The sequence below is a fragment of the Clostridium neonatale genome, from assembly GCF_900465025.1.
Taxonomy (GTDB): Bacteria; Bacillota; Clostridia; order Clostridiales; family Clostridiaceae; genus Clostridium; species Clostridium neonatale.
The window spans coordinates 256035-277857 of sequence record NZ_UICR01000003.1 but is presented as its reverse complement, the minus strand read 5'-3'; the positions used below and the strand labels follow the sequence as shown (position 1 = coordinate 277857).

At 28.4% G+C, this 21823-nt stretch carries 15 protein-coding genes and 1 riboswitch; of the genes, 13 read left to right on the top strand and 2 right to left on the bottom strand.

From position 1 onward, the window contains the following. Positions 1-68 precede the first annotated feature (68 nt). From CNEONATNEC86_RS19475 to CNEONATNEC86_RS19435, 9 genes are all read left to right on the top strand, one after another. Positions 69-800, top strand: coding sequence for an acyltransferase (locus CNEONATNEC86_RS19475; protein ID WP_058296801.1), 732 nt, complete (start codon positions 69-71; stop codon positions 798-800). 35 nt (positions 801-835) lie between these two features. After that, positions 836-2938, top strand: a complete 2103-nt coding sequence (locus tag CNEONATNEC86_RS19470) for a methyl-accepting chemotaxis protein (protein ID WP_058296800.1) — start codon at positions 836-838, stop codon at positions 2936-2938. A gap of 312 nt (positions 2939-3250) precedes the next feature. After that, complete coding sequence (locus CNEONATNEC86_RS19465; RefSeq protein WP_159136706.1) at positions 3251-5044, top strand: ABC transporter ATP-binding protein/permease; 1794 nt, start codon at positions 3251-3253, stop codon at positions 5042-5044. A gap of 3 nt (positions 5045-5047) precedes the next feature. Beyond that, on the top strand, positions 5048-6718 hold the full coding sequence (gene cydC / locus CNEONATNEC86_RS19460; RefSeq protein WP_159136705.1) for a thiol reductant ABC exporter subunit CydC: 1671 nt from the start codon (positions 5048-5050) through the stop codon (positions 6716-6718). 95 nt (positions 6719-6813) lie between these two features. Next, positions 6814-7116, top strand: coding sequence for a nitrous oxide-stimulated promoter family protein (locus CNEONATNEC86_RS19455; RefSeq protein WP_058296797.1), 303 nt, complete (start codon positions 6814-6816; stop codon positions 7114-7116). Positions 7117-7151: 35 nt separating this feature from the next. Beyond that, on the top strand, positions 7152-7535 hold the full coding sequence (locus tag CNEONATNEC86_RS19450; protein ID WP_159136704.1) for a YbaN family protein: 384 nt from the start codon (positions 7152-7154) through the stop codon (positions 7533-7535). Between the two features lie 81 nt (positions 7536-7616). Continuing rightward, complete coding sequence (locus tag CNEONATNEC86_RS19445) at positions 7617-8024, top strand: DUF4405 domain-containing protein (protein ID WP_230132183.1); 408 nt, start codon at positions 7617-7619, stop codon at positions 8022-8024. A 42-nt stretch (positions 8025-8066) separates the two neighbouring features. After that, positions 8067-11549: an NEAT domain-containing protein gene (locus tag CNEONATNEC86_RS19440; protein WP_159136703.1), complete on the top strand. Its 3483-nt coding sequence runs from the start codon at positions 8067-8069 to the stop codon at positions 11547-11549. A gap of 190 nt (positions 11550-11739) precedes the next feature. Continuing rightward, positions 11740-12732 (top strand): CPBP family intramembrane glutamic endopeptidase, encoded by a 993-nt coding sequence (locus CNEONATNEC86_RS19435; protein ID WP_058296793.1) that lies wholly within the window; start codon positions 11740-11742, stop codon positions 12730-12732. Positions 12733-13379: 647 nt separating this feature from the next. Here the strand turns inward: CNEONATNEC86_RS19435 and CNEONATNEC86_RS19430 are convergent. Together CNEONATNEC86_RS19430 and CNEONATNEC86_RS19425 are read right to left on the bottom strand one after the other, a co-directional pair. After that, the gene (locus CNEONATNEC86_RS19430; RefSeq protein ID WP_159117068.1) at positions 13380-14513 is read right to left on the bottom strand and encodes a trans-sulfuration enzyme family protein; all 1134 of its coding nucleotides are present in this window, start codon (positions 14511-14513) and stop codon (positions 13380-13382) included. A 93-nt stretch (positions 14514-14606) separates the two neighbouring features. Continuing rightward, entirely contained in the window at positions 14607-15743 is a 1137-nt protein-coding gene (locus CNEONATNEC86_RS19425; protein WP_159117066.1) for a trans-sulfuration enzyme family protein, read from the bottom strand. A gap of 118 nt (positions 15744-15861) precedes the next feature. After that, a riboswitch (SAM riboswitch) is annotated at positions 15862-15972 on the bottom strand. A 701-nt stretch (positions 15973-16673) separates the two neighbouring features. On the opposite strand from CNEONATNEC86_RS19425, the gene CNEONATNEC86_RS19420 reads away from it, so the two are divergent. The 4 genes from CNEONATNEC86_RS19420 (at position 16674) to CNEONATNEC86_RS19405 (ending at position 21611) form a co-directional block, all read left to right on the top strand. Continuing rightward, positions 16674-18407, top strand: a complete 1734-nt coding sequence (locus CNEONATNEC86_RS19420; protein ID WP_159117062.1) for a sensor domain-containing diguanylate cyclase/phosphohydrolase — start codon at positions 16674-16676, stop codon at positions 18405-18407. 195 nt (positions 18408-18602) lie between these two features. After that, positions 18603-18869, top strand: coding sequence for a metal-sensing transcriptional repressor (locus tag CNEONATNEC86_RS19415; protein ID WP_058296789.1), 267 nt, complete (start codon positions 18603-18605; stop codon positions 18867-18869). 40 nt (positions 18870-18909) lie between these two features. Then, positions 18910-21339: a heavy metal translocating P-type ATPase gene (locus tag CNEONATNEC86_RS19410; RefSeq protein ID WP_159136702.1), complete on the top strand. Its 2430-nt coding sequence runs from the start codon at positions 18910-18912 to the stop codon at positions 21337-21339. A 59-nt stretch (positions 21340-21398) separates the two neighbouring features. Further along, positions 21399-21611 (top strand): heavy-metal-associated domain-containing protein, encoded by a 213-nt coding sequence (locus CNEONATNEC86_RS19405; protein WP_125148085.1) that lies wholly within the window; start codon positions 21399-21401, stop codon positions 21609-21611. Positions 21612-21823: the final 212 nt, after the last annotated feature.

Here is a 21823-nt window from a genome sequence, read left to right as displayed (position 1 = left end):
ATGCTATTTATTCACAGAATAAATAGCATTTTTTATTAAATATAAATGGAAAATGGAGGAATGAATTAATGGCAATAGAAGAAGCATTAGTAGAAGTAAGAAAAATAGTTGAAGATGGAGTAAATATAGAAGGGCTAGCGAAAATACTAGAAATATTAAAGTGTCCATTTCCAATTGAAGTATTAGAGGAGATGGAGTTATACACAGAATATTTACCTAAGAATACAGAAGATAATTACAATAAAGAAAAAAAATATCTACACTTTTTGTGGGATATTTTAGACAAAACTCCTATGTGTATTGTAGCAAACTTTGCAATTCCATTCAGAAGAATACTTGCTAAAAAGTTATTTAAATCATGTGGTAAAAACTTTATTGCAGAAGAGAATGTTAGGTTTAATGTTCCAGATAATATTGAGATAGGGGATAATGCCTTTATAAATAAAGGGGCATTCATAGATTCAAAGGGAGGAATTAAAATAGGAAACTCAGTTGGAATAGGCGAAGGGGTAAATATATTTACTCACTCTCATTCTGAGCATGAACATTCATTAAGAACATACGGAGAAGTTATAATTGATGACTATGCAAAAATATATGCAAATGCAACTATTTTACCAGGAGTCAATGTGGACAAGCAAGGTATAGTAGCAGCATGTGCTTTGGTTAACAAAAATGTAGAAGCTAATTCTCTTGTGGCAGGAGTTCCAGCAAAGAAAGTTAGAGACAGAATTACTTTAGAAAGAAATTCTGATGAACTAAAACATATTTGGCTTAACGAAGGTATCTATCAAGAATAATATAAATAATTTGTTTATAAAAATGGGGGAATAATATGAAAAAGTTTTTTAAAGTTAATATAGAAAATGAGAAGTCTATAAAAAGAAAATTATTAAAAATAGTTTTACCAATAATAATAGGAGGATTAGTAATACTTACGTTAGGAACATATTTAAGTATTAATAGTTTTGTTAAAAGTGAACTAATCGATTCTATGTCAGCAAGACAAAAGGAATCTACTGAAGGCATAAATTTATGGCTAAAATCAAGACTTGCAGAAGTGCAAGAAACTACATATAGTCCTATTTTGAAAGATATAGCTAATAGTGGAGTGGATTTAGATCTATCTGATGAAGAAACTATTAATACTATAGATAAGATAAATCTATCACGTTGGAATTTTGTTAATGCTGAATATCCCAATGAATATTCAGCAATACATATAATGTCCACATTATCTAAAGAACAATGGAAGGATGCAAGTAATGGCGATAAATTAGAAGCAAGATATTACAATGTAGCTAAAGGTGAGAGTGCTACATCACCATGGGCAAAAGGAATTATAGAAGAAGCTTTCTCAAAGTATTCAAGCACAGGAGAGCCATATGACACTATTTTTAAGCCTTCATATTCTGAAGCTTATGATAAGAATATGGTCATGATGGTTTCATGGGTGAAAGATGATAAAAATCAAGTGAAATTAGGAGCAGCAGCAAGCTTAGCAATAGAATCAATAGAACAAAAAGTTAACAGTTTAAAATATGGGAAAAAAGGTTATAGCATGCTTATAGCTGAAGATGGAACATTTATTGTTCATCCAAATAGTGAGTATCCATTAAAGGTTAATATAAATGATGTTGATGATAAAGAAATTCATAAACTTGCAGAAAATATTAGTTCAGAAAAATCAAAAGTAGTTGAATTAGGATATGGATTAAATAAAAAAGTAGCTTTTTGTGAACAGGTTGAGACAACAGGATGGACAGTTATTAATATTGTTGATCAGAATGAACTTTTTTCATCAGTAAATAAGGTTATGATGTTTATTTTAATAATTGCTGTCATCTTAGTTGTTGGACTATCTAGAGCTATATATAAAATATCTAATAAGCTTCTTAATCCTATAGATGATATATGCATATTTGCTGATAAGGTTTCTCAAGGAAACTTAAGTGAGCTTATAGAAATAAAATCAGATGATGAAATCGGAAAAGTAGCAGAAGCATTTAATAATACAATAAAGAATCTTAGAGACTACATATCAGAAATAGATAAAACATTAGATAATGTGGCAAAAGGTAATTTTGACATTAATATTGAATATGAATATAAAGGTGACTTTATAAATATTAAAAAATCATTGATAAATATAATATCTTCTATGAATGAGACTTTTAAGGAAATAAAAGAAGCAACAGTACAAGTAAAAGGTGGATCAGAACAAGTAGCATCAACAGCACAAACATTATCACAAGGGGCGGCAGAACAAGCGAGTGGAATTGAAGAGTTGACAGCATCAATTGGCGAAATTAATGAAGAGGTTCAAAATTCAGCTAACAATGCTAAGGATACTAACAAAATTGCATATGATTTAGGTGAACAGATACAAGGAAGTAATGAAAAAATGAAAGAAATGTTATATGCAATGAATGAAATAGAAAATTCATCTAGAAATATTAAAGAAGTTATAACTACAATAGATAGTATAGCTGAACAAACCAATCTCTTAGCACTTAATGCAGCAATAGAAGCCGCTAGAGCTGGTGAAGCAGGAAAAGGATTTGCGGTAGTTGCTGAAGAAGTGAGAAAATTAGCGGAAGAGAGTTCAAAAGCGGTGAAGAATACTGCAGAATTAATTGAGGGCTCTATGAAATCAGTAGAAAATGGAAAAGTGATAGCAGATACTACAGCAATGTCACTAGTAGAAGTAGTTGATTATACAAAGAATGTTGTAGAGTTGGTTAATAATATAACTAAATCATTAGAAGAACAAGCTTTATCAATAAAACAAATAAATGGTGGAATAGATCAGATAGCAGACGTAGTTCAATCAAATTCAGCAATATCTGAAGAAAGCGCTGCAGCTAGTGAAGAACTATCAGCACAAGCAGAAAATTTAGAGAATATGATTAATAGATTTAAATTAAAAAATATATAATGTTCTTAATTCATGAAAATGGTATTAAATTAATATAAATTTAAAAAGGATTCTATCAAATTTAAGATTTAGTTTGATAGAATCTTTTTTTGATATTTCTTAAAATTGAAATAAAGAAAAATACTTCCATAATAATTATATAAATAAATGGAATATATAATTGCAATTAGTGATTATATTGGCATAAAAAATATTATTTTAATAAAAAGATAGAAAGAATTAATATTTTATTTACAGATTTTAAACTTATGTGATAATATAACACAGGATTAATTGAAAATGATTATCAACAAATGAAGGAGAAATACAATCATGATGATTAATAAAAGGCTGATTGGAATATGCAAAGATTCTAAAAAGTATATGATTCTAACAGTTATAGCGAATATGATTTCAATTATATGTAACATATTAATTGTTATTTTGATTGGTGGATTCATAAATAGTCTTTATTTAGGAGAAAAATTTGCAAATGATTTAACCATGATTAAGGCTATGAAAGATTTCAAAATAACAGATAATATATCATTGTTTAATGGAGTAATTTGTATAGCAATATTACTTATAATTAGATATAGCAGCAACATTTTATATGGAAAGTTCTCACACTTGGCTTCTGCAAATGCAAGGATAACACTTAGAGAATTAATTTATAAGAAATTATTAAGATTAGGACCAGGCTATAGCAATGTTGAAAGTACAGCAGCAGTAGTTCAAATGAGTATAGAAGGTGTAGAGCAGTTAGAGATTTATTTTGGAAAGTACCTTCCTCAATTTTTCTATTCAATGCTTGCACCAATAACATTATTTATTTTTATTTCATTCATTTCATTAAAGGCAGCTTTAGTATTTATAGTTTGTGTACCTTTAATACCATTATCAATAATTGCAATAATGAAGATTGCCAAAAGGATATTAAAAGCATACTGGAAGAACTATTCAAATCTTGGAGGAAGATTCTTAGAAAATCTTCAGGGATTAACTACATTAAAAGTTTTCAATTTAGATGAAGAAAAACATGAACAAATGAATAGTGAAGCGGAAAGATTTAGAAGAATTACAATGAAGGTTTTAAGTATGCAGCTTAATTCTATAAATATAATGGATTTTATTGCTTTTGGGGGAGCTGCACTTGGAACAATTGTAGCCCTTAACCAATTTAGAAATGGTCAGCTTTTAGCTGGTGATTTATTAATTATAATACTCCTTTCTTCAGAATTCTTTATACCTCTTAGATTGCTTGGATCGTATTTTCATATTGCAATGAACGGTATGACAGCATCTGATAGAATATTTGAATTATTAGATAGTGAAGAAAAAGAAAAGAATACAAAAGAAATCACAAATGAATTAGATGATGTAAGTATTGAATTTGAAGATGTAACTTTCAGTTATGATGGTAAAAGAAGAGTACTGAATAATATTAATCTTGAAGTTAATAAAGGTCAGTTAGTAGCAATAGTAGGGGAAAGCGGAAGTGGTAAGAGTACAATAGCTTCGCTTATATTAAACTCATACAGTGCTACAAGTGGGAAAATTAAGGTTAATGATATCAACATAGAAAATATAAGCAGTGATGATTTATATAAAAAGATTTCATTGGTTTCAACTAACAGCTACATATTTAATGGAACTATATTAGATAACTTATTAATGGGGAATAGAAATGCAAAAGATGAAGAAATTGATGATGCATTAAAGAAATCTAGATTAGATGAATTTATAAATTCATTAAAAGATGGTGTTAATACAAATGTTGGTGAAGGTGGAAATTCACTATCTGGAGGTCAGAAGCAGAGATTATCATTAGCAAGAGCAATACTTGCAGATAGAGAAATGATTATATTCGACGAAGCTACATCCAACATAGATGTTGAAAGTGAAGAAGCAATATGGAAAGCTATTTATGAATTAGCAGTTAACAAGACTATACTAGTTATTTCTCACAGATTAGCTAATGTTACAAAAGCAGATAGCATTTATGTAATGAAAAATGGATATTTAGTTGAACATGGAAATCATGAAGAACTACTTAACCTTAAAGGCGAATATTTAAATATGATTAATAAACAAAATGAATTAGAAAATATAAGAAAGAGGTGCTAGGAAGTGAAAAGAAGGTCTGGATTTTCTATAATGAGAAGATTAATTGTTGAGTTAGATTCCTTAGCACCAATCATGGCAATCACTATAACAATGGGTGTCTTAGGATATCTTGCAGCTATTGCAATTGCAGTTTTTGGATCGGTTGCAATAGGAACTACACTTGGAGATATTACATTTATATCATTTAAGAATTCTATTATTGTTATGCTTGTATGCGCAGTATTAAGAGGTCTATTAAGATATGCTGAACAATTATCAGGGCATTATATTGCATTTAAAATATTAGCAATACTTAGAGATAAAGTTTTTACTAAGCTAAGAAAATTAGCACCTGCTAAATTAGAAAGCAAGGAAAAAGGCAATTTAATTTCTCTAATAACTTCAGATATAGAGTTGTTAGAAGTATTTTATGCTCACACAATAGCACCTATAGCAATTGCTATATTAACAAACTTAATAATAACAATTGTATTATATCTAATTAATCCTTTGTTTGGTATTTTAGGTGCGGTATTTTTCTTAATAGTTGGATTTGTAATTCCATATGTCTCATCTATGATAGCAAAAGAAGCAGGTGTAGAGTATAGAAAAGATTTTGCAGAAAGTAATTCATACTTACTTGATTCTTTAAGAGGATTAAAGGAAATATTATTATTTAATAATGGTAAAAAGACACTAGATAAGATAAATGAAAATTCTATTAATTTAAATAAAAGCATGCACAAAATAAAAGATCATGAAGGAATAATAAGAGCGTTAACAGACTTAACGGTTATGATAGCAATATTAACATTTGTAGCAGTAGGATTTGGAGAATATATAAGTGGAAGTATAAGCTTTAGTGAAATGATAATAGGAATAGTTATTATAGCATCATCATTTGGACCTGTAGTTGCATTAAGCAATTTATCAAATAATCTGCTTCACACATTTGCGTGTGCAGAAAGATTATTTGATCTATTAGATGAAAAACCTTATGTTGAAGAAATTAGTGGAGAAGAAACTGTAGAAAGTAATTCTATAGAATATAGTAACGTTACATTTGCTTATCCAGGAAGAATAGAAGATGTGCTAAGTAACGTTTCATTAGATATAAAAAAGGGTGATAAGGTTGCACTTATAGGTAAAAGTGGAATAGGTAAGAGTACATTTGTAAAACTTCTTATGAGATTTTGGGATGTTAATGAAGGTAGTATAAAAATAGATAATAAAAATATAAAAGATATTCCGACTAAATCATTAAGAGAAAGTCAGACTTTAGTAAGCCAGGAAACTTACCTTTTTGATGATACTATAATGGAGAATATTAAAATAGGTAATAGAAATGCAACAAATGAAGAAGTAATTAAAGCAGCTAAAAAAGCTTCAATACATAATTTTATTGAGACACTTCCTCAAGGATATAATACAAAAGTAGGAGAGCTTGGTGGACTTCTTTCATCAGGTGAAAAGCAGAGAATTGGTCTTGCAAGAGCATTTGTAAATGAAGGTAATGTTCTTATTTTAGATGAACCTACAAGTAATTTAGATACATTAAATGAAGCAGAGATATTAAAATCAATTAAAGAAAATTGCATGGAAAAAACGATTCTATTGATATCTCACAGAAAATCAACAACAGCAGTTTGTGATAAAGTATTTAAAATTGAGGATAGAAAAATAATAAATCTTTAAAAGAGAGTAATATGGAGGGTTAATTTATGATCCTCCATATTTAAAAAATATTTATTGATAATGATTATCGAAAGCAAACGAGAAAGGATAAATAGATGGGAAAGCTTGGCAGAGTTGAAAATGAAAAAAAAGTGATTAAGTTAATGATAGAAATTTACTGCAAAAAAAATCATAAATGTAAACATGAACTTTGTGAAGAATGTGCAGAGTTACTTAATTATGCTCATTTAAGATTATCTCATTGTAAGTTTGGAGATGACAAAACAACTTGTGGCAAATGTCCAATCCACTGTTATAAAAAAGACATGAAGGAAAAAGTCAAAAAGGTTATGAAATTCTCAGGACCAAGACTTCTTATTTATAATCCAATTGAATTAATAAGGCATTGTTTATATTGATTTATTATAAAGTTTAAGTAAAGTGGGGAAAGAAAATGAATAAACTATCAAAAAAAATATATATAGCAGCAGGTTTCCTAGTATTAGGACTTGGGTGGCTGGGAGTAATACTTCCTGTATTTCCAACAACACCTTTCTTATTGTTAGCATCTTTTTGCTTTGCAAAAGGTTCAGATAAATTTGATAAATGGTTTAAGGGAACAAATATTTATAAAAAGTATCTAGAGAGTTATGTAAAGACTAGGTCAATGACTTTAAAACAAAAATGGACAATACTATTATTTGCATATTTTATGATGTTATTTCCACTGATTTTTGTTGATAAATGGATAGTAAAAATAATAATAATAGCTGTTATGATTTTAAAATTTTATTATCTTGTATTTAAAGTGAAAACTGCTGATAAAGAACCTAATTAATGTTTATAGAGAAAGGAACAAGTAAATATGAAGCATGCACACAGTAAAAAAATATATTTTAAAATATTAGTAGACATAATTATGACTATAATATTTGTTTGCTTAACTAAGATTAAAATAACAGGTATGCATATGCATGAAGTATTAGGCATTTTTGTAACGTTACTTGTAATAGTACATTTAGCATTAAATTTTTCATGGGTAAAAAATATAACTTTAAAAATATTTGATAAAAACCTTAATAATAAAATTAGAAGAATGTATATAATTAATGCCATATTAGCTGTACTAGTCTTCATTGTTTTTGTTAGCGGAATACTAGTATCAGTAACTATATTTACTAATATATCAACAGTTAACAGAGCTGTTTGGGCTATAATTCATAGAAAAGCGGCACTATTGATGTTTATTCTCATAATTGCACACGCATTATTGAACATTAAAATGATTAAATCTCATTGTAAGAGAATATGTAATTTAAAAAAATAATATAAATACTTAAAAAATTTTTTATATAATTTAGGGGGAAAAATGAATAAAAGACTTTTATCATTATTATTGGCGTTATTAATAATAGTAGGATTAGTACCAAATATAAAAGCGGCTAGTGCAGAAGAAATAAACAATATATTAATATCAGATACACAGGTAACAACAGATTCACATGTTAATATAGAAGAAGACGAAAGTAAAAATACAGAAGAATCAGAAGGGGAAGAAGTCTCGCCAGAAGATTTTATAATAGGAGGAGACTTTAATTTAGGAGAAGAAAATCAAGAAGAAATCTCAGTAATAGATGAAGAGCAAGAAGAATATTTCTGCATAGAATCAGAGTATACTTTGGATTATAGTTTATTTAATGAAAATGAAAAGAAATATTCTAAAATAAATAATTATTTAGAAAAAAGTAAGCTACAAGTTGGTGACGATGGAACTTTAAAAGTAGTTCTTACATTGAATAACTCAGCAAAGATAGCTGATCTAGGTGTGAGAGTAAATAATAATTCTGTTACAGTGAAAAGAAACGAACTTGATGATAACAAATTTACAATAGAATTTGAAATAAAATCAGTAACAGATTCAATTAATATTAAAGCATATGTTAAATCAGCTTTCTTTACAAATAAATATTCTGGTGATTTTATTATAAATGGACTTATAGAGCAACACACAACTTATCGCTTAGATGCAGATATATTTAAAGAAGGTAAAAAAGAAGAGTCTAAAGCTAAGGAATTTATAGAAAAAAGTGTATTAGAAGTAGAAGATGGAGAAATGAAAGCTGTAATCACATTTACAGGAGGATCAATGATATCTGAAACTACTGCCACTGTAAATGAAAATGAAGTTGCAAAAATAAAAAATTCAGGTAAAGATAGGTTTGAAATGGAATTTAAGATCACTTCTATTTCAGATGATATAAGTATAGGAGTAGCTGTTAAAGCTGGACTTTATAACAGTACACATAATATTGACTTTGTTATAAATAATATAATAAAAGATGGTACATATGTATTAGAAGATTTTATGACTTCAAATGGATCTAAATATATAAAGGAAAGTGTACTTGAAGTTGAAAATCAGAAAATGAACTTAGCTATTACTTTCAGTATGGGATCATATATGACATTTAATACTGTAACAGTAAATGGTAATGAAGTAGAATATGAAGTAGAATCTGAAGGGGAAGGGTTTAATTCAACAAAAACTATTATACTTGATATAAATTCTTTATATGATGAAATTGTTATGGGTGTAACGGTAAATGCAATGGGACATATTATGAATCATAATATTGATTTTAAAATATTTGAAAAAGAGTATAGTGAGGATGATGATGCAAGCGATGACACAGAGGATAGTACTGATAATAACTCAAAGGTAGAAGTTTTAAGTGATGGATCATATACGATAGAAAATAAAATATTAAAGACAGGAACTACTGAACAATCTTATGCAAGTGGCTATATTGAAAAGCAAGGAAATTTAAAGGTTGAAAATGGTAAATATAAATTTACTTTAAAAATTAAAGATATGTCAGTTCTAAGTAATCTAGCAGTAACTGTTGATGGTAAACAAGTAGAAGCCGATGTTGTTAAAAATAATGACAAAAGTGGGACTGTATCTTTTAATATAAATAAATTAAGTAGCAAGATATTAATTGCATGTACAATTACAGTGACTGAAATGAATTATGTTAATAATACAGATTTTAATGTTACTTTGGATACAAGTACATTAAAAGATGAACAAGGAAATTCTGTTACTCCTCCAAATGAAGGAACAATTGATTCAGGAAGTGATTCTGGAAATAGTAACGGTACTCAAGATGAAGAAGATGAAGATGAGGATGATGATGAAGGTGATGAATTAGAAGACGGAACTTACACAATAAAAAATAAAGTTTTAAAGGAAAATTCGAATTCTGAATCTCACGCAAGAGATTATGTAGATAAGGAAAGTGTTGTTACTGTAAAGAATGGCAAAATATATCTTACTTTAAAATTTACAGAACGTAAGATGATGTCTAACATATCTGTAAAGGTTGAAGGTAAAAAAGTAAGTTATGATACAGTACATAAAACTACAAATAAACTTTATATAAAATTTAAAATAGGATCATTAGATGATGAAATATTAGTGACTACAAGTATAGATACTGGAATAGCAAGTCTAGGTGTACATGATGATGTTAAATTTAGAGTACAGTTAAGAGAGAGTACTTTAGAAGAAGATGATGATGCAGATGATTATGATGATGAAGATGATGAGGATACTGATGACGAAGATGACAATACGGTATCTGATTCAGAAAATATAGCAGTTGATAGTAATATATCTAATAATAATGCACAACAAGGAAACTTAAATTCTGGAAATAATTCCTTATATAAAAGAGTAACATATAAAGTAAATAATGAAATATTAACAGAAAGTTCAATTGGGTATAATGCAGCAAGAGCAGCAATAAATAAAGTATCCTACTATGAAGTAGAAAATGATGTGGATCACTATATAACATTAGGATTAAGTCAGACTAATATAATGCAAAATGTAAGAATTTTTATAAATGGAAGTCAGATAAATTATGATGTTGTAAATCAAGATAAAAGTAATAATACTATGGAAATAAGATTTAAAGTACCAGCTTTATCAACTGAACTTACAGTAAAGACATATATTACGGCAATGGGGACAGATACTTCTTTTGGTATTAAATTCTTAGAATCAACATTAGAATTAGTTAATACAGAAGAAAGTGAGTCACAAATAAGTGGTGGAAGTGTTGCAGGTACATTAAGTGGAGATGCATCAAATGGAAATTCATCAAGCATATTAGGGTCAACTTTAGGATTTAAAACTGGTACAAATAATGTAGAAAATGAAAATTATGAGGATATTTTGGTTGATGAATCAGAATTAGAGGCTAAGGAATACTTTAAGAGATATACTGTAAACAATGAAGTAGTGAGTGACAGTGCTATGGGTCGTACAATGGCAAGAAAATACTTAAATGAAACTAGTATAGTTGAAGAAATTGATGGGAAGTTATACGCAACAGTTACATTTAGTGGATCTAATTCTATGGAAAACTTTAAATTTGAAGTTAATGGTCAAGAAGTATCTCATTCAGTTATATTAAATGATACTGAAAATGAATTAATATCTTTAAGATTTCCTATAAATGATATTAATGATGAGATAAAAGCATATATATATATAAAACCTATGAGAATGACTATTAGTTTTGGAATTAAATTATTAGAAGATACATTACTATTAGTTGAAGAAGGAACTATAGAAAAAGATGAGGATATTGTAGAGGGAGTAACTAATTTATCTGAAAAATTATCATCTTTAAACAATAATAACTCAAATAATCAAGTAAATGTATGGAAAATAGCAATTATTACAGCAGTCCTTTCTACAATAATGAACTTTAGCGTAGGTGGAGTAATTTATTTAATAATTAAGAAGAGAAAAAACAAACTTAGAAAAGTAATTGCTGAATAAAAATAGTATAGAAATTGTAAGATATAGAGACAGGAATTTTGTTGTGATAAATTCCTGTCTCTTAAAGTTTGATTATATATAATTAAAGTTTGTCTATAATTGAGTTAGTAGGAATATATCGGGACTATGTGATATAATATAAAGATATAAATTATAAGATTGCTTCTAAAGAAGGGATGGGATTTATTTAATGATAGATGATTTTCAAGAACAACTTGCAACAAAAAGCGAAATTTTAAAGGATCATATTAAGGAATCAGCAGGCAAGTGTACTAGGCTTATGATTATCTTAGGATTACTACCTCAGCTTCTGGTGATATTATCGCAAATTATATTAGTTATTTATTCAATGATAAGTAAGAATTCTTCACTTATTTTAGATAAAGAATTTTTGAATATAGTTTTAGGAATAGTGCCATGTATATTAGTAGATATATTAGTTATAATAATAGGATTAAAATCAGCTAACTTAAGTATAAAAAGAGATATATTTAAAAAAGTAAAATACTCAAAAAGTATAATACCATTAGGAATGATATCTGTTGGGGGAGTACTGTTAGTAAGCACAGGGATCTATTTGATTTATTCAACAATAATACAAATTATTGGTTTAACAATACCAGCACCAGATTTCACGTTCCCATCTAGTATGTCAATGCAAGTAATATACATTTTGTACATATGTATTTTAGGACCACTTTTAGAAGAGATAATATTTAGGGGAATAGTCCTAAAGTCTATGAAAAAACATGGAGAATTTACAGCTGTTATTTTTACATCAATAATATTTGCTATGTTTCACTTAAATTTAGTTCAATTTATGACACCATTATTACTAGGAATATTATTAGCATTTGTTACTGTGAAAACAGATTCCATAGTTCCGGCAATTATAATCCATATGTTCAATAATACAATAGCTACAGTGATAAGTTGTATTTCAGGATACAATCAAATATTATCTTCAATAATTTCAACTATAATTATTATGGGTGGTGTTATAGGATTAATAATTTTTATTAATAAATATAAGAATGATTTTAAATTAATGGTGAGGGAAAATAATAAGATATTTTCATTCAAAAAAAGGTTAGGATATTGTTTTTTTAATAAATGGTCAATAGGTTATATAATTTTTTATGTCGCATTTATATTAATAAACTTTATATTTTTTAATATTTAAATATATTGTTGAAAATATAAATAAAGGACGTAGAATCAAAGTTTAGTGGATAACAACCGAAATAAAGCATTTATGTTGGCTCGCTTGCTACAAAAATGAAGCTAAAAATTTAACCATCAATGATTGTGCCCAAAAATGTTTGCTCCAAAAAGCAAGTTTTTAGACAAACAATTTTGGAACAATCATTGATGAAAAATTTTAAAGCTTCATTTTTCAATGCAAGACACCGCCAACATAAATGCTTTATTTCTTTATTCCATATAAACTCTGAGTATCCAGATATATTTTTATAAATATATGAATTTAAATTCTTACAAATGTGCACTTATAAGAAGAGCAGCTATGCTGCAATTCGGATCTTTGCTTATTTATTGGTGGATACCGGTGTTTTATAAGTAGCTTCCTAAATTATTACAAGTGATTGAAAACTATATTTTTAGACTTGTAATATTCCTAAAAACATAAATTATAACTAAAAAAAGTTAGACATCTATGATTTTAGAGCAAAACAAAGAAATTCAATATATGATAGGCGTAGTATTGCATTAAGAAATTAAAAGCTTAAATTTCCCTGCAATCGAGCCTATCATATATTGAATTTCGGTTGTTATCCACTAAATTCTGATTCTACAGAATATATTTATGTTCTAAACAATAGCTTCTTTGAAGGAAGCTATTAAATCTTCAATATCTTCAAGGCCGACAGATACTCTTATTAATGTATCTGTGATACCTAAATCATTTCTTTTTTCAACTGGAATTGAAGCATGGCTCATTTTTGCAGGATATGAAACAATAGTTTCAACACTACCTAAACTTACAGCTACGGCTACATTTTTCACATGATTTAAAAAATAAGTTGTTGTTTCTAAAGACTTAAATTTAAATGACAAAACGGCGCCAGCGCCAGATGCTTGAGAAAAATGAAGCTCTTTTCCTTCAGCAGAATCTAAAGCTAAATAATATACTTTTTCGACTTCATCTTGTTCATTAAGCCATTTTGCTAATTTATAGGCGTTATTTTGAAGTGCATCCATTCTTACTTTTAATGTTTTAATTCCTCTTATTAGCAAGAAGCAGTCTTGTGGTCCAAGGACAGCACCGAAAGTATTTTGTATTTTATATATTTGATTAGCAATTTCATCGTTATTTGTTACAACTAGTCCTGAGATAACATCACTATGTCCGCCTAGAAATTTTGTTGCACTATGAACTACTATATCTGCACCAAGTTCTAAAGGTCTTTGTAGATAAGGAGACATAAATGTATTATCAACTATTGTAATACATCTATTAGCTTTAGCTATATTAGAAGCAAATCTTAAATCTGTAACTTTTAATAAAGGATTTGATGGCGTTTCTAAATATAAGCCCTTAGTATTTCCTTTAAATGCATTAGCGATTTCATCTATATTTGATGCATCTACAAATGTAAATTCGATATTAAATCTAGAAAATAATTGAGTGGCAGCACGATATGTACCTCCATATACATCACCGCAAATTATAATGTGATCTCCAGCAGAAAAAAGTGAAAGAACTGAGCAAATTGCTGCCATTCCTGAAGCAAAAGCAAATCCTCTTACACCTCCTTCAAGTTCAGAAATTAAATTTTCAAGAATATCACGTGTTGGGTTTCCAGATCGAGAATAATCATATTTTCCAAAATTATTTATATCAAATTGATGAAATGTTGATGTTTGATATATTGGAGTACTTACAGAACCAGTGGCGCTGTCTATATCTCCACTTGCATGTATTAATTTTGTTCCAAAATTCATTTTAGCACCTCATTTAATTAGTAATTTATTTTATAGACTATAATTTTCTGATATTAGATTTATATATATAGGAAATAAAATATAGTTTTATTTCTATGAATTAAGGGCATTTTGTAAATCATCTATTAAATCATTAACATTCTCAATACCAACAGACAATCTTAGTAGATATTCGTCTATTCCTAGACGTTGCCTTATATCTTCAGGAATATCTGCATGAGTTTGAGTAAATGGATAAGTTATAAGTGTTTCTACACCTCCAAGACTTTCAGCAAACTTAATTATTTTGACATTCTCTAATATCTTTGGAACCAATGACTTGTCCTTAATCCTAAATGATAATGTAGAACCAAAACCAGTGGCTTGTTTTAGATTAGCATCATATCCATTAAAGTCTTTTAAGCCCACATATAATACTTTGCTAACATTAGAATTTGATTTTAGGAATTCTGCTAATTTTAGCGCATTTTCTTGAGCTCTATCTAATCTTATATGAAGGGTTTTTATTCCTCTAAGAAGTAGCCAGGAGTCAAATGGAGAGAGAGTTGCTCCAATTGACATATGTGTTCTTTTTAGCTTATCAAGTAAATTCTTATCATTGCCAACAATGAAGCCAGCCAATAAATCATGATGTCCTCCTAGATATTTTGTGCCACTATGTATGACCAAATCAGCACCTAGTGTTAATGGTTTTTGATAGTACGGGGTTAGAAATGTATTATCAACAATTAAGAGTATATTATTATCTTTTGAGATTTTGCCAACTGCCTTTATATCAGTTACTCTCATAGTAGGATTGGATGGTGTTTCAATAAATATCGCTTTAGTATTTTCATTCAAAGCATTTTTTATATTAGAAGTATTAGTAGTATCTACAAAAGAATAGGTTATTCCAAAATCACTAAAAGTTTCATTGAACAGTCTAAAAGTTCCACCATATAAATCTTCAGATAATATTATATGATCACCAGATTTAAAAAGATGAATGCAACAGACAATTGCTGAAACACCAGAAGAAAAGCCAATTGCACCTATACCTTTTTCTAATTTAGCTACAGTTTTTTCTACTTCTTCCCTAGTTGGATTTGTATCACGAGAATAATCGTAACCGGTACTTTTATTAAGTCCTAAATGTTTGAATGTAGCAGTTTGATAAATAGGAAAGCTTATAGCTCCTGTCTTTTCATCTCCGCCTGACGATCCCTGTACTGAAAGTGTTTCTATATTCATAAAATATCATCTCCTAATAATTAAATTAAAATTTTATTACATTGCGCGCTTAAAAGTGTAATAAAAAAAGTCACTTCGAGATAAGAAGTGACTTATGCGTACATAAATAACAATGACAATCTTATCTATCAGGTAAACCTGCAGGATTTAGCACCACAATAAACTAAATGAAAGTTTATCAGGTTGCTGGGTTTCATAGGGCCAGTCCCTCCACCACTCGTAATAAGAGTAATAAATATTTATTTGTTATTTAATATTATACATGTATTATTTTGACTGTCAATGATTTATAGAAATATAATAGGAATTATATGAATTATTATAATAATATATAAATTAAATACTATTAATTTATTTAACTGGCTTCCAAATAATATATTAATATCTAAAAAATAAAAAAAGAGATAATACTGGACACTGTTAAAACTGATGATATAATTTAAAGCATTTATAGGAGAAATTTATTATGGATAAAGTTCAAGAAAAAATTATTGAATTAATCGATGATATATAGCTATAGCTAAAATGCTGGCATTGACTACATATAGATTGTTAAAAGATAATTCAAGAGAGGGATTAGAGATTAAAAGTAAGTTTATTCATAAATTTACTTTTGTAAAATGTGAAAAATACATGGATAAAATTGAAACTTTATTAAAAAAAGATTATTATAATGAATATATGTATATTTAAATATGTAAAATACATAAAACAAAGGTTTATTAGTGAAGATTTGTTTTATGTATTTTTAGTATATTATAATAAGTAATATCTAGTAGTTTTGATTGATATAGTATAATGTTATAATTTATATAATATAGAATTAGATATTATTGAGAAATATTATGTTTGGTATGATTTGTTTAAGGGACGATTTACATTAATAATCATAATATGGATTATATATTAATTAGTGTGAAGGAGGTATTTATGGATATAAAAATATTTAGGCTTTTGGTTGATGCAGTCCCGCAATCTATATGGATAAAAGATAAAGACTTACGCTTCATATATACAAATAAGAGATATATAGATATAAATAATATAAAAAAGGGAAATATTATAGGGTTATGTGAAGAAGATTTATACAGAAAAGAAATAGCTGATAAAAGTAATGAAATGTGCAGTAAAGCATTGAATAGTATGTCTACTGTAAAAGAGAAGAGATACACAAATGAAGGAATAAAAGTAGATTCTACGGTATTTCCATTGATAGATGATAATGGGAAATTAGAAGGAATAGCGGGAATAGATATTCCGATAATATCTAAAGAAGAAAGTATTACTGAAATGATTTTAGATTCGCTTCAAGCTGGAATCTTTTATAAAGACAGAGAATTAGGATATCTGTATACTAATAAGAAATTTGATGATTTACTTAGCAAAGATAAGGAAAGCATAATAGAAAATAAGAATCCGTTAAATGAATCGATATGTGAGTCAAAGAATAGATTTATTCAAGAAGATAAAAAAGTTTTTGAAACTAAAAAAACAGTAAAAAAAGAAGAGAAAATAGAATTAGGGAATGGAGAAAATTTATACACGGAAATCATTAAGACACCAGTTTTAAATGATAATAATGAAGTAAGTGGAATAATAGGGCTATTATTAGATATAACTGATAGAAAAAAGATAGAAAAAAAATTAAAGTATTTAAGTTATACGGATATTTTAACTAAAGTATACAACAGGACATGTTTTGAAGAAAAAGCAAAGAAAATATTTAAAGAAGAAAATTTACCTATGGGTATAATAATGGGAGATACGAATGGCCTCAAAATAGTTAATGATACATTAGGTCATGAAGAAGGCGATGAGCTATTAAAATTAACAACTAAAGTTTTAAAAGATGTTTGTAAAGGGAATGAACTAATTTTTAGAATTGGTGGAGATGAATTTGCTATTATAATTCCAAAGGCAAAAGAAAATGAGTGTGAAACTCTAATAAAGAATATAATAGATAGCTGCAATAATTATAAACATGATTTAATAAAAATAAGTATAGCTTTAGGATATTCAGTTACTTATGATTTAGATAAATCAATATATGATACTTTAAAAGAAGCCGAAGATATGGTGTATAGAAAAAAATTATTAGAAAAAAATAGTTTTAATAGCTCAGTAATATCATCATTACAGGCTACATTGCAGGAAAAAAGTTTAGAAACTAAAGCACATACAGAGAGGGTTGTTGAAAATTCCATAAAAATAGGGGAAAGACTATCATTGCCACTTTCAGTTATGGATGAGCTTATATTAGTAGCAAAATTGCATGATATAGGAAAAATAGGGATAAATGAGTCGATATTATTAAAATTAGATAATTTAACAGAAGAAGAATTTGGGATTATAAAAAGTCATACAGAAAAGGGATATAGAATAATTAAAGCTGCAAATCATCTAGAAAGTGTAGCTAAAGGTGTATTAACTCATCACGAAAGATGGGATGGAAATGGATATCCGCTGAAACTTAAAGAGGACAAGATACCTCTTATAGCGAGAATAGTGAGCGTTGCGGATGCTTATGATGTTATGACTACTAATAGAGTTTACAAGAATGCCTTATCTAAAGATGAAGCAATTAGAGAGTTAAAAAAGAATTCGGGAAAGCAATTTGATCCGAATATAGTGAAAGTGTTCATAGAATGTTTAGAGAGTGCGTAGTTAATAAAGTAGAGTTATTTATATATTAAATTTTAAAATATATAGCTAACTCTATTTTATTTTGTGTAACTTTACAGAATATTAATAAAAATAGAATAAAGATTAATTTAATGATAAAACTAATCATTGACAAATAAAAAAATTGATCTATAATAATTCATATAAACCCCCCTCAGGGGGGTGGGGAGGTATAATATGAATGATGAAAAAAAGAAAGCATTACAATCATTAAAAACGGCCAGAGGGCAAATAGATGGAATAATAAAAATGATAGAAGATGATAGATATTGTATTGACATAGCAAATCAATTGATGGCGGTTCAATCGTTAATAAAAAAAGCTGATGTAACAATACTACAAGGGCATTTAAGACACTGTGTTAAAGATGCATGTATGTCAGAAAATCCAGAAGAAAAGATTGAAGAGTTTAACAAAGTGCTAGAAAAAATCTTATCTAAATAAAGTAAGATAACTAGTATCGATTAGCTGAAAGGAGCGATTTATGAATAAGAAAACTTTAAAAATAGAAGGAATGACATGTTCAGCATGTGCAAATAGGATTGAGAAGGTTATAGGAAAGTTAGATGGTGTTGAGGAGGCAAATGTTAACTTCGCTACAGAATCTTTAAATGTATCTTTTGATGAAAATAAACTAAGTGATAATGATATAGAAAATGCCGTTGTTAAAGCTGGATATGGAGTAAAGAAAAATCTAAAGACTTATACTTTTAAAATAGAAGGTATGACTTGTTCAGCATGTGCAAATAGAGTTGAGAAAGCTGCACAAAAAGTAGAAGGTGTTAACAGTTCATCTGTTAATTTTGCAACTGAAAAGCTTACTGTTAGCATAGATGAAGATCAAGTTGGCTATGGAGAAATAAAGGCTGCAGTAGATAAAGCAGGCTATAAGTTAGTTAAAGAAGGGGAAAAAGCAGAAGGAAAAGAAAAGATGGAAGAGAGTAAGGTGCTATTAATTAGATTTATAGTATCACTAATTTTTACAGTTCCACTTTTAATTATAACTATGGGTCACATGGTTGGTATGCCGCTTCCACATATTATTGATTCTATGATGAATCCATTAAATTTTGCAATAATACAAGTAGTATTAACTTTACCTGTAATGATAATAGGATATAAGTTTTATAGAATAGGAATTAAGAATTTATTCAAACTAAGTCCTAATATGGATTCTTTAATTGCAATTAGTACTTTAGCAGCATTTGTCTATGGATTATTTGGAATCTATAAGATAAATAGTGGAGAAACAGAATATGCTATGCATTTATATTTTGAATCAGCGGCTGTTATTTTAACTTTAATAACATTAGGTAAGTATTTAGAAGCAATCTCTAAAGGAAAGACATCACAAGCTATTAAGAAGTTAATGGGACTAGCACCTAAAACTGCAACATTAATAAGAGATGGTAAGGAAGTAGTAATTCCAATTGAAGAGGTTATAGTTGGGGATATAATCTTAGTTAAGCCAGGAGAAAAGCTACCTGTAGATGGAGAAGTGATTGAAGGTAGTACTGCAATTGATGAATCAATGCTTACTGGAGAAAGTATTCCAGTTGAAAAGGGGATTGGAAGTAGTGTAATTGGGGCAAGCATTAATAAAACTGGATTTATTAAATATAAGGCTACAAAAGTAGGTAAGGATACAGCACTTGCTCAAATTGTAAAACTTGTTGAAGATGCTCAAGGATCAAAGGCACCAATAGCAAAGCTTGCTGATGTTATATCTTCATACTTTGTACCAACTGTTATAATTCTAGCTATTATTTCATCTATAGGATGGTTAATTGCTGGTGAAACTCCTATATTTGCATTAACAATATTTATAGCAGTTCTCGTTATAGCATGCCCATGTGCACTAGGACTTGCAACACCAACAGCTATAATGGTTGGTACTGGTAAGGGTGCTGAAAATGGAGTATTAATAAAAGGTGGCGAGGCCTTAGAAACAACTTATAAGATTAATACTATTGTTTTTGATAAAACAGGTACTATAACAGAAGGAAGGCCAGTAGTTACAGATATTATAACTAATGACATTTCAAAAGATGAAATTCTTATTTTGGCTGCTAGCGCAGAGAAAGGTTCTGAGCACCCATTAGGCGAAGCTATAGTTAGAGATGCAGAAGAGAAGAATTTAGAACTTAAGGCGATAGAAGCGTTTGATGCAATACCTGGTCATGGTATAGAAGTTAAAATTGATGGAAAAGATATTTTACTTGGAAATAAAAAATTAATGACTGAGAAGAATATAGAAATAGATATTTTATCAAAAGATTCAGATAGATTGGCTAGTGAAGGAAAGACACCGATGTATATAGCGATTGATGGAATCTTAAGAGGAATAGTTGCGGTTGCAGATACAGTTAAACCAAGTAGTAAAAATGCAATAGAAACTCTTCATAACATGGGAATAAAGGTTGCAATGATTACTGGAGATAATAAAAAGACAGCAGATGCAATAGCTAAACAGGTAGGAATTGATATAGTACTTGCAGAGGTGCTTCCTGAAGATAAAGCAAATGAAGTTAAAAAACTTCAAGGAGAAAATCAAAAAGTAGCTATGGTCGGAGATGGAATAAATGATGCTCCAGCTCTTGCTCAAGCTGATGTAGGAATAGCAATAGGATCAGGTACTGATGTTGCAATTGAGTCAGCAGATGTAGTTCTTATGAGAAGTGATTTAATGGATGTTACTACTGCAATTAAATTGAGTAAGGCAACTATTAAAAATATAAAAGAGAATCTATTCTGGGCATTTGGGTACAATGTACTTGGAATTCCAGTTGCAATGGGAGTTCTTCATATATTTGGAGGACCACTTTTAAGCCCAATGATTGCAGCAGCAGCCATGAGCTTAAGCTCAGTTTCAGTATTAACTAATGCCTTAAGGCTTAGAAAATTTAAAGCATAAATTAAAAATTATAATAATTAAATGGAGGAATAAAAATGAGTTTATTTGGAGGAAAGAAAATGAAAAAAACAATATCAATAGAAGGAATGAGTTGTAACCACTGTGTAGCTCATGTAAAAGAAGCATTAGAAGGATTAGATGGAGTAACTTCAGTAAAAGTTGATTTAGATAAAAAGTGTGCATCAATTGAAAGTAAGTCAGAGGTTAAAGATGAGGCAATTAAATCTGTAATTGAAGATGCAGGATATGATGTTACTAAAATAGAAGAATAGTTATATAAACAAGGATATTCAAGTAATTTTACAGGCTGTAGAAAAATGTCAAATATTAAAAAATAATTATGTTATAAAAGGCAAGTATTTAATTTAAATACTCCAATATTGACCAGATTGTTTTTATAAATTAAAATGAGAAAAAGATGACATGATAATAAAGTTTATTACATGTCATCTTTTTAACATATATCTAAATAATATAAAAATAC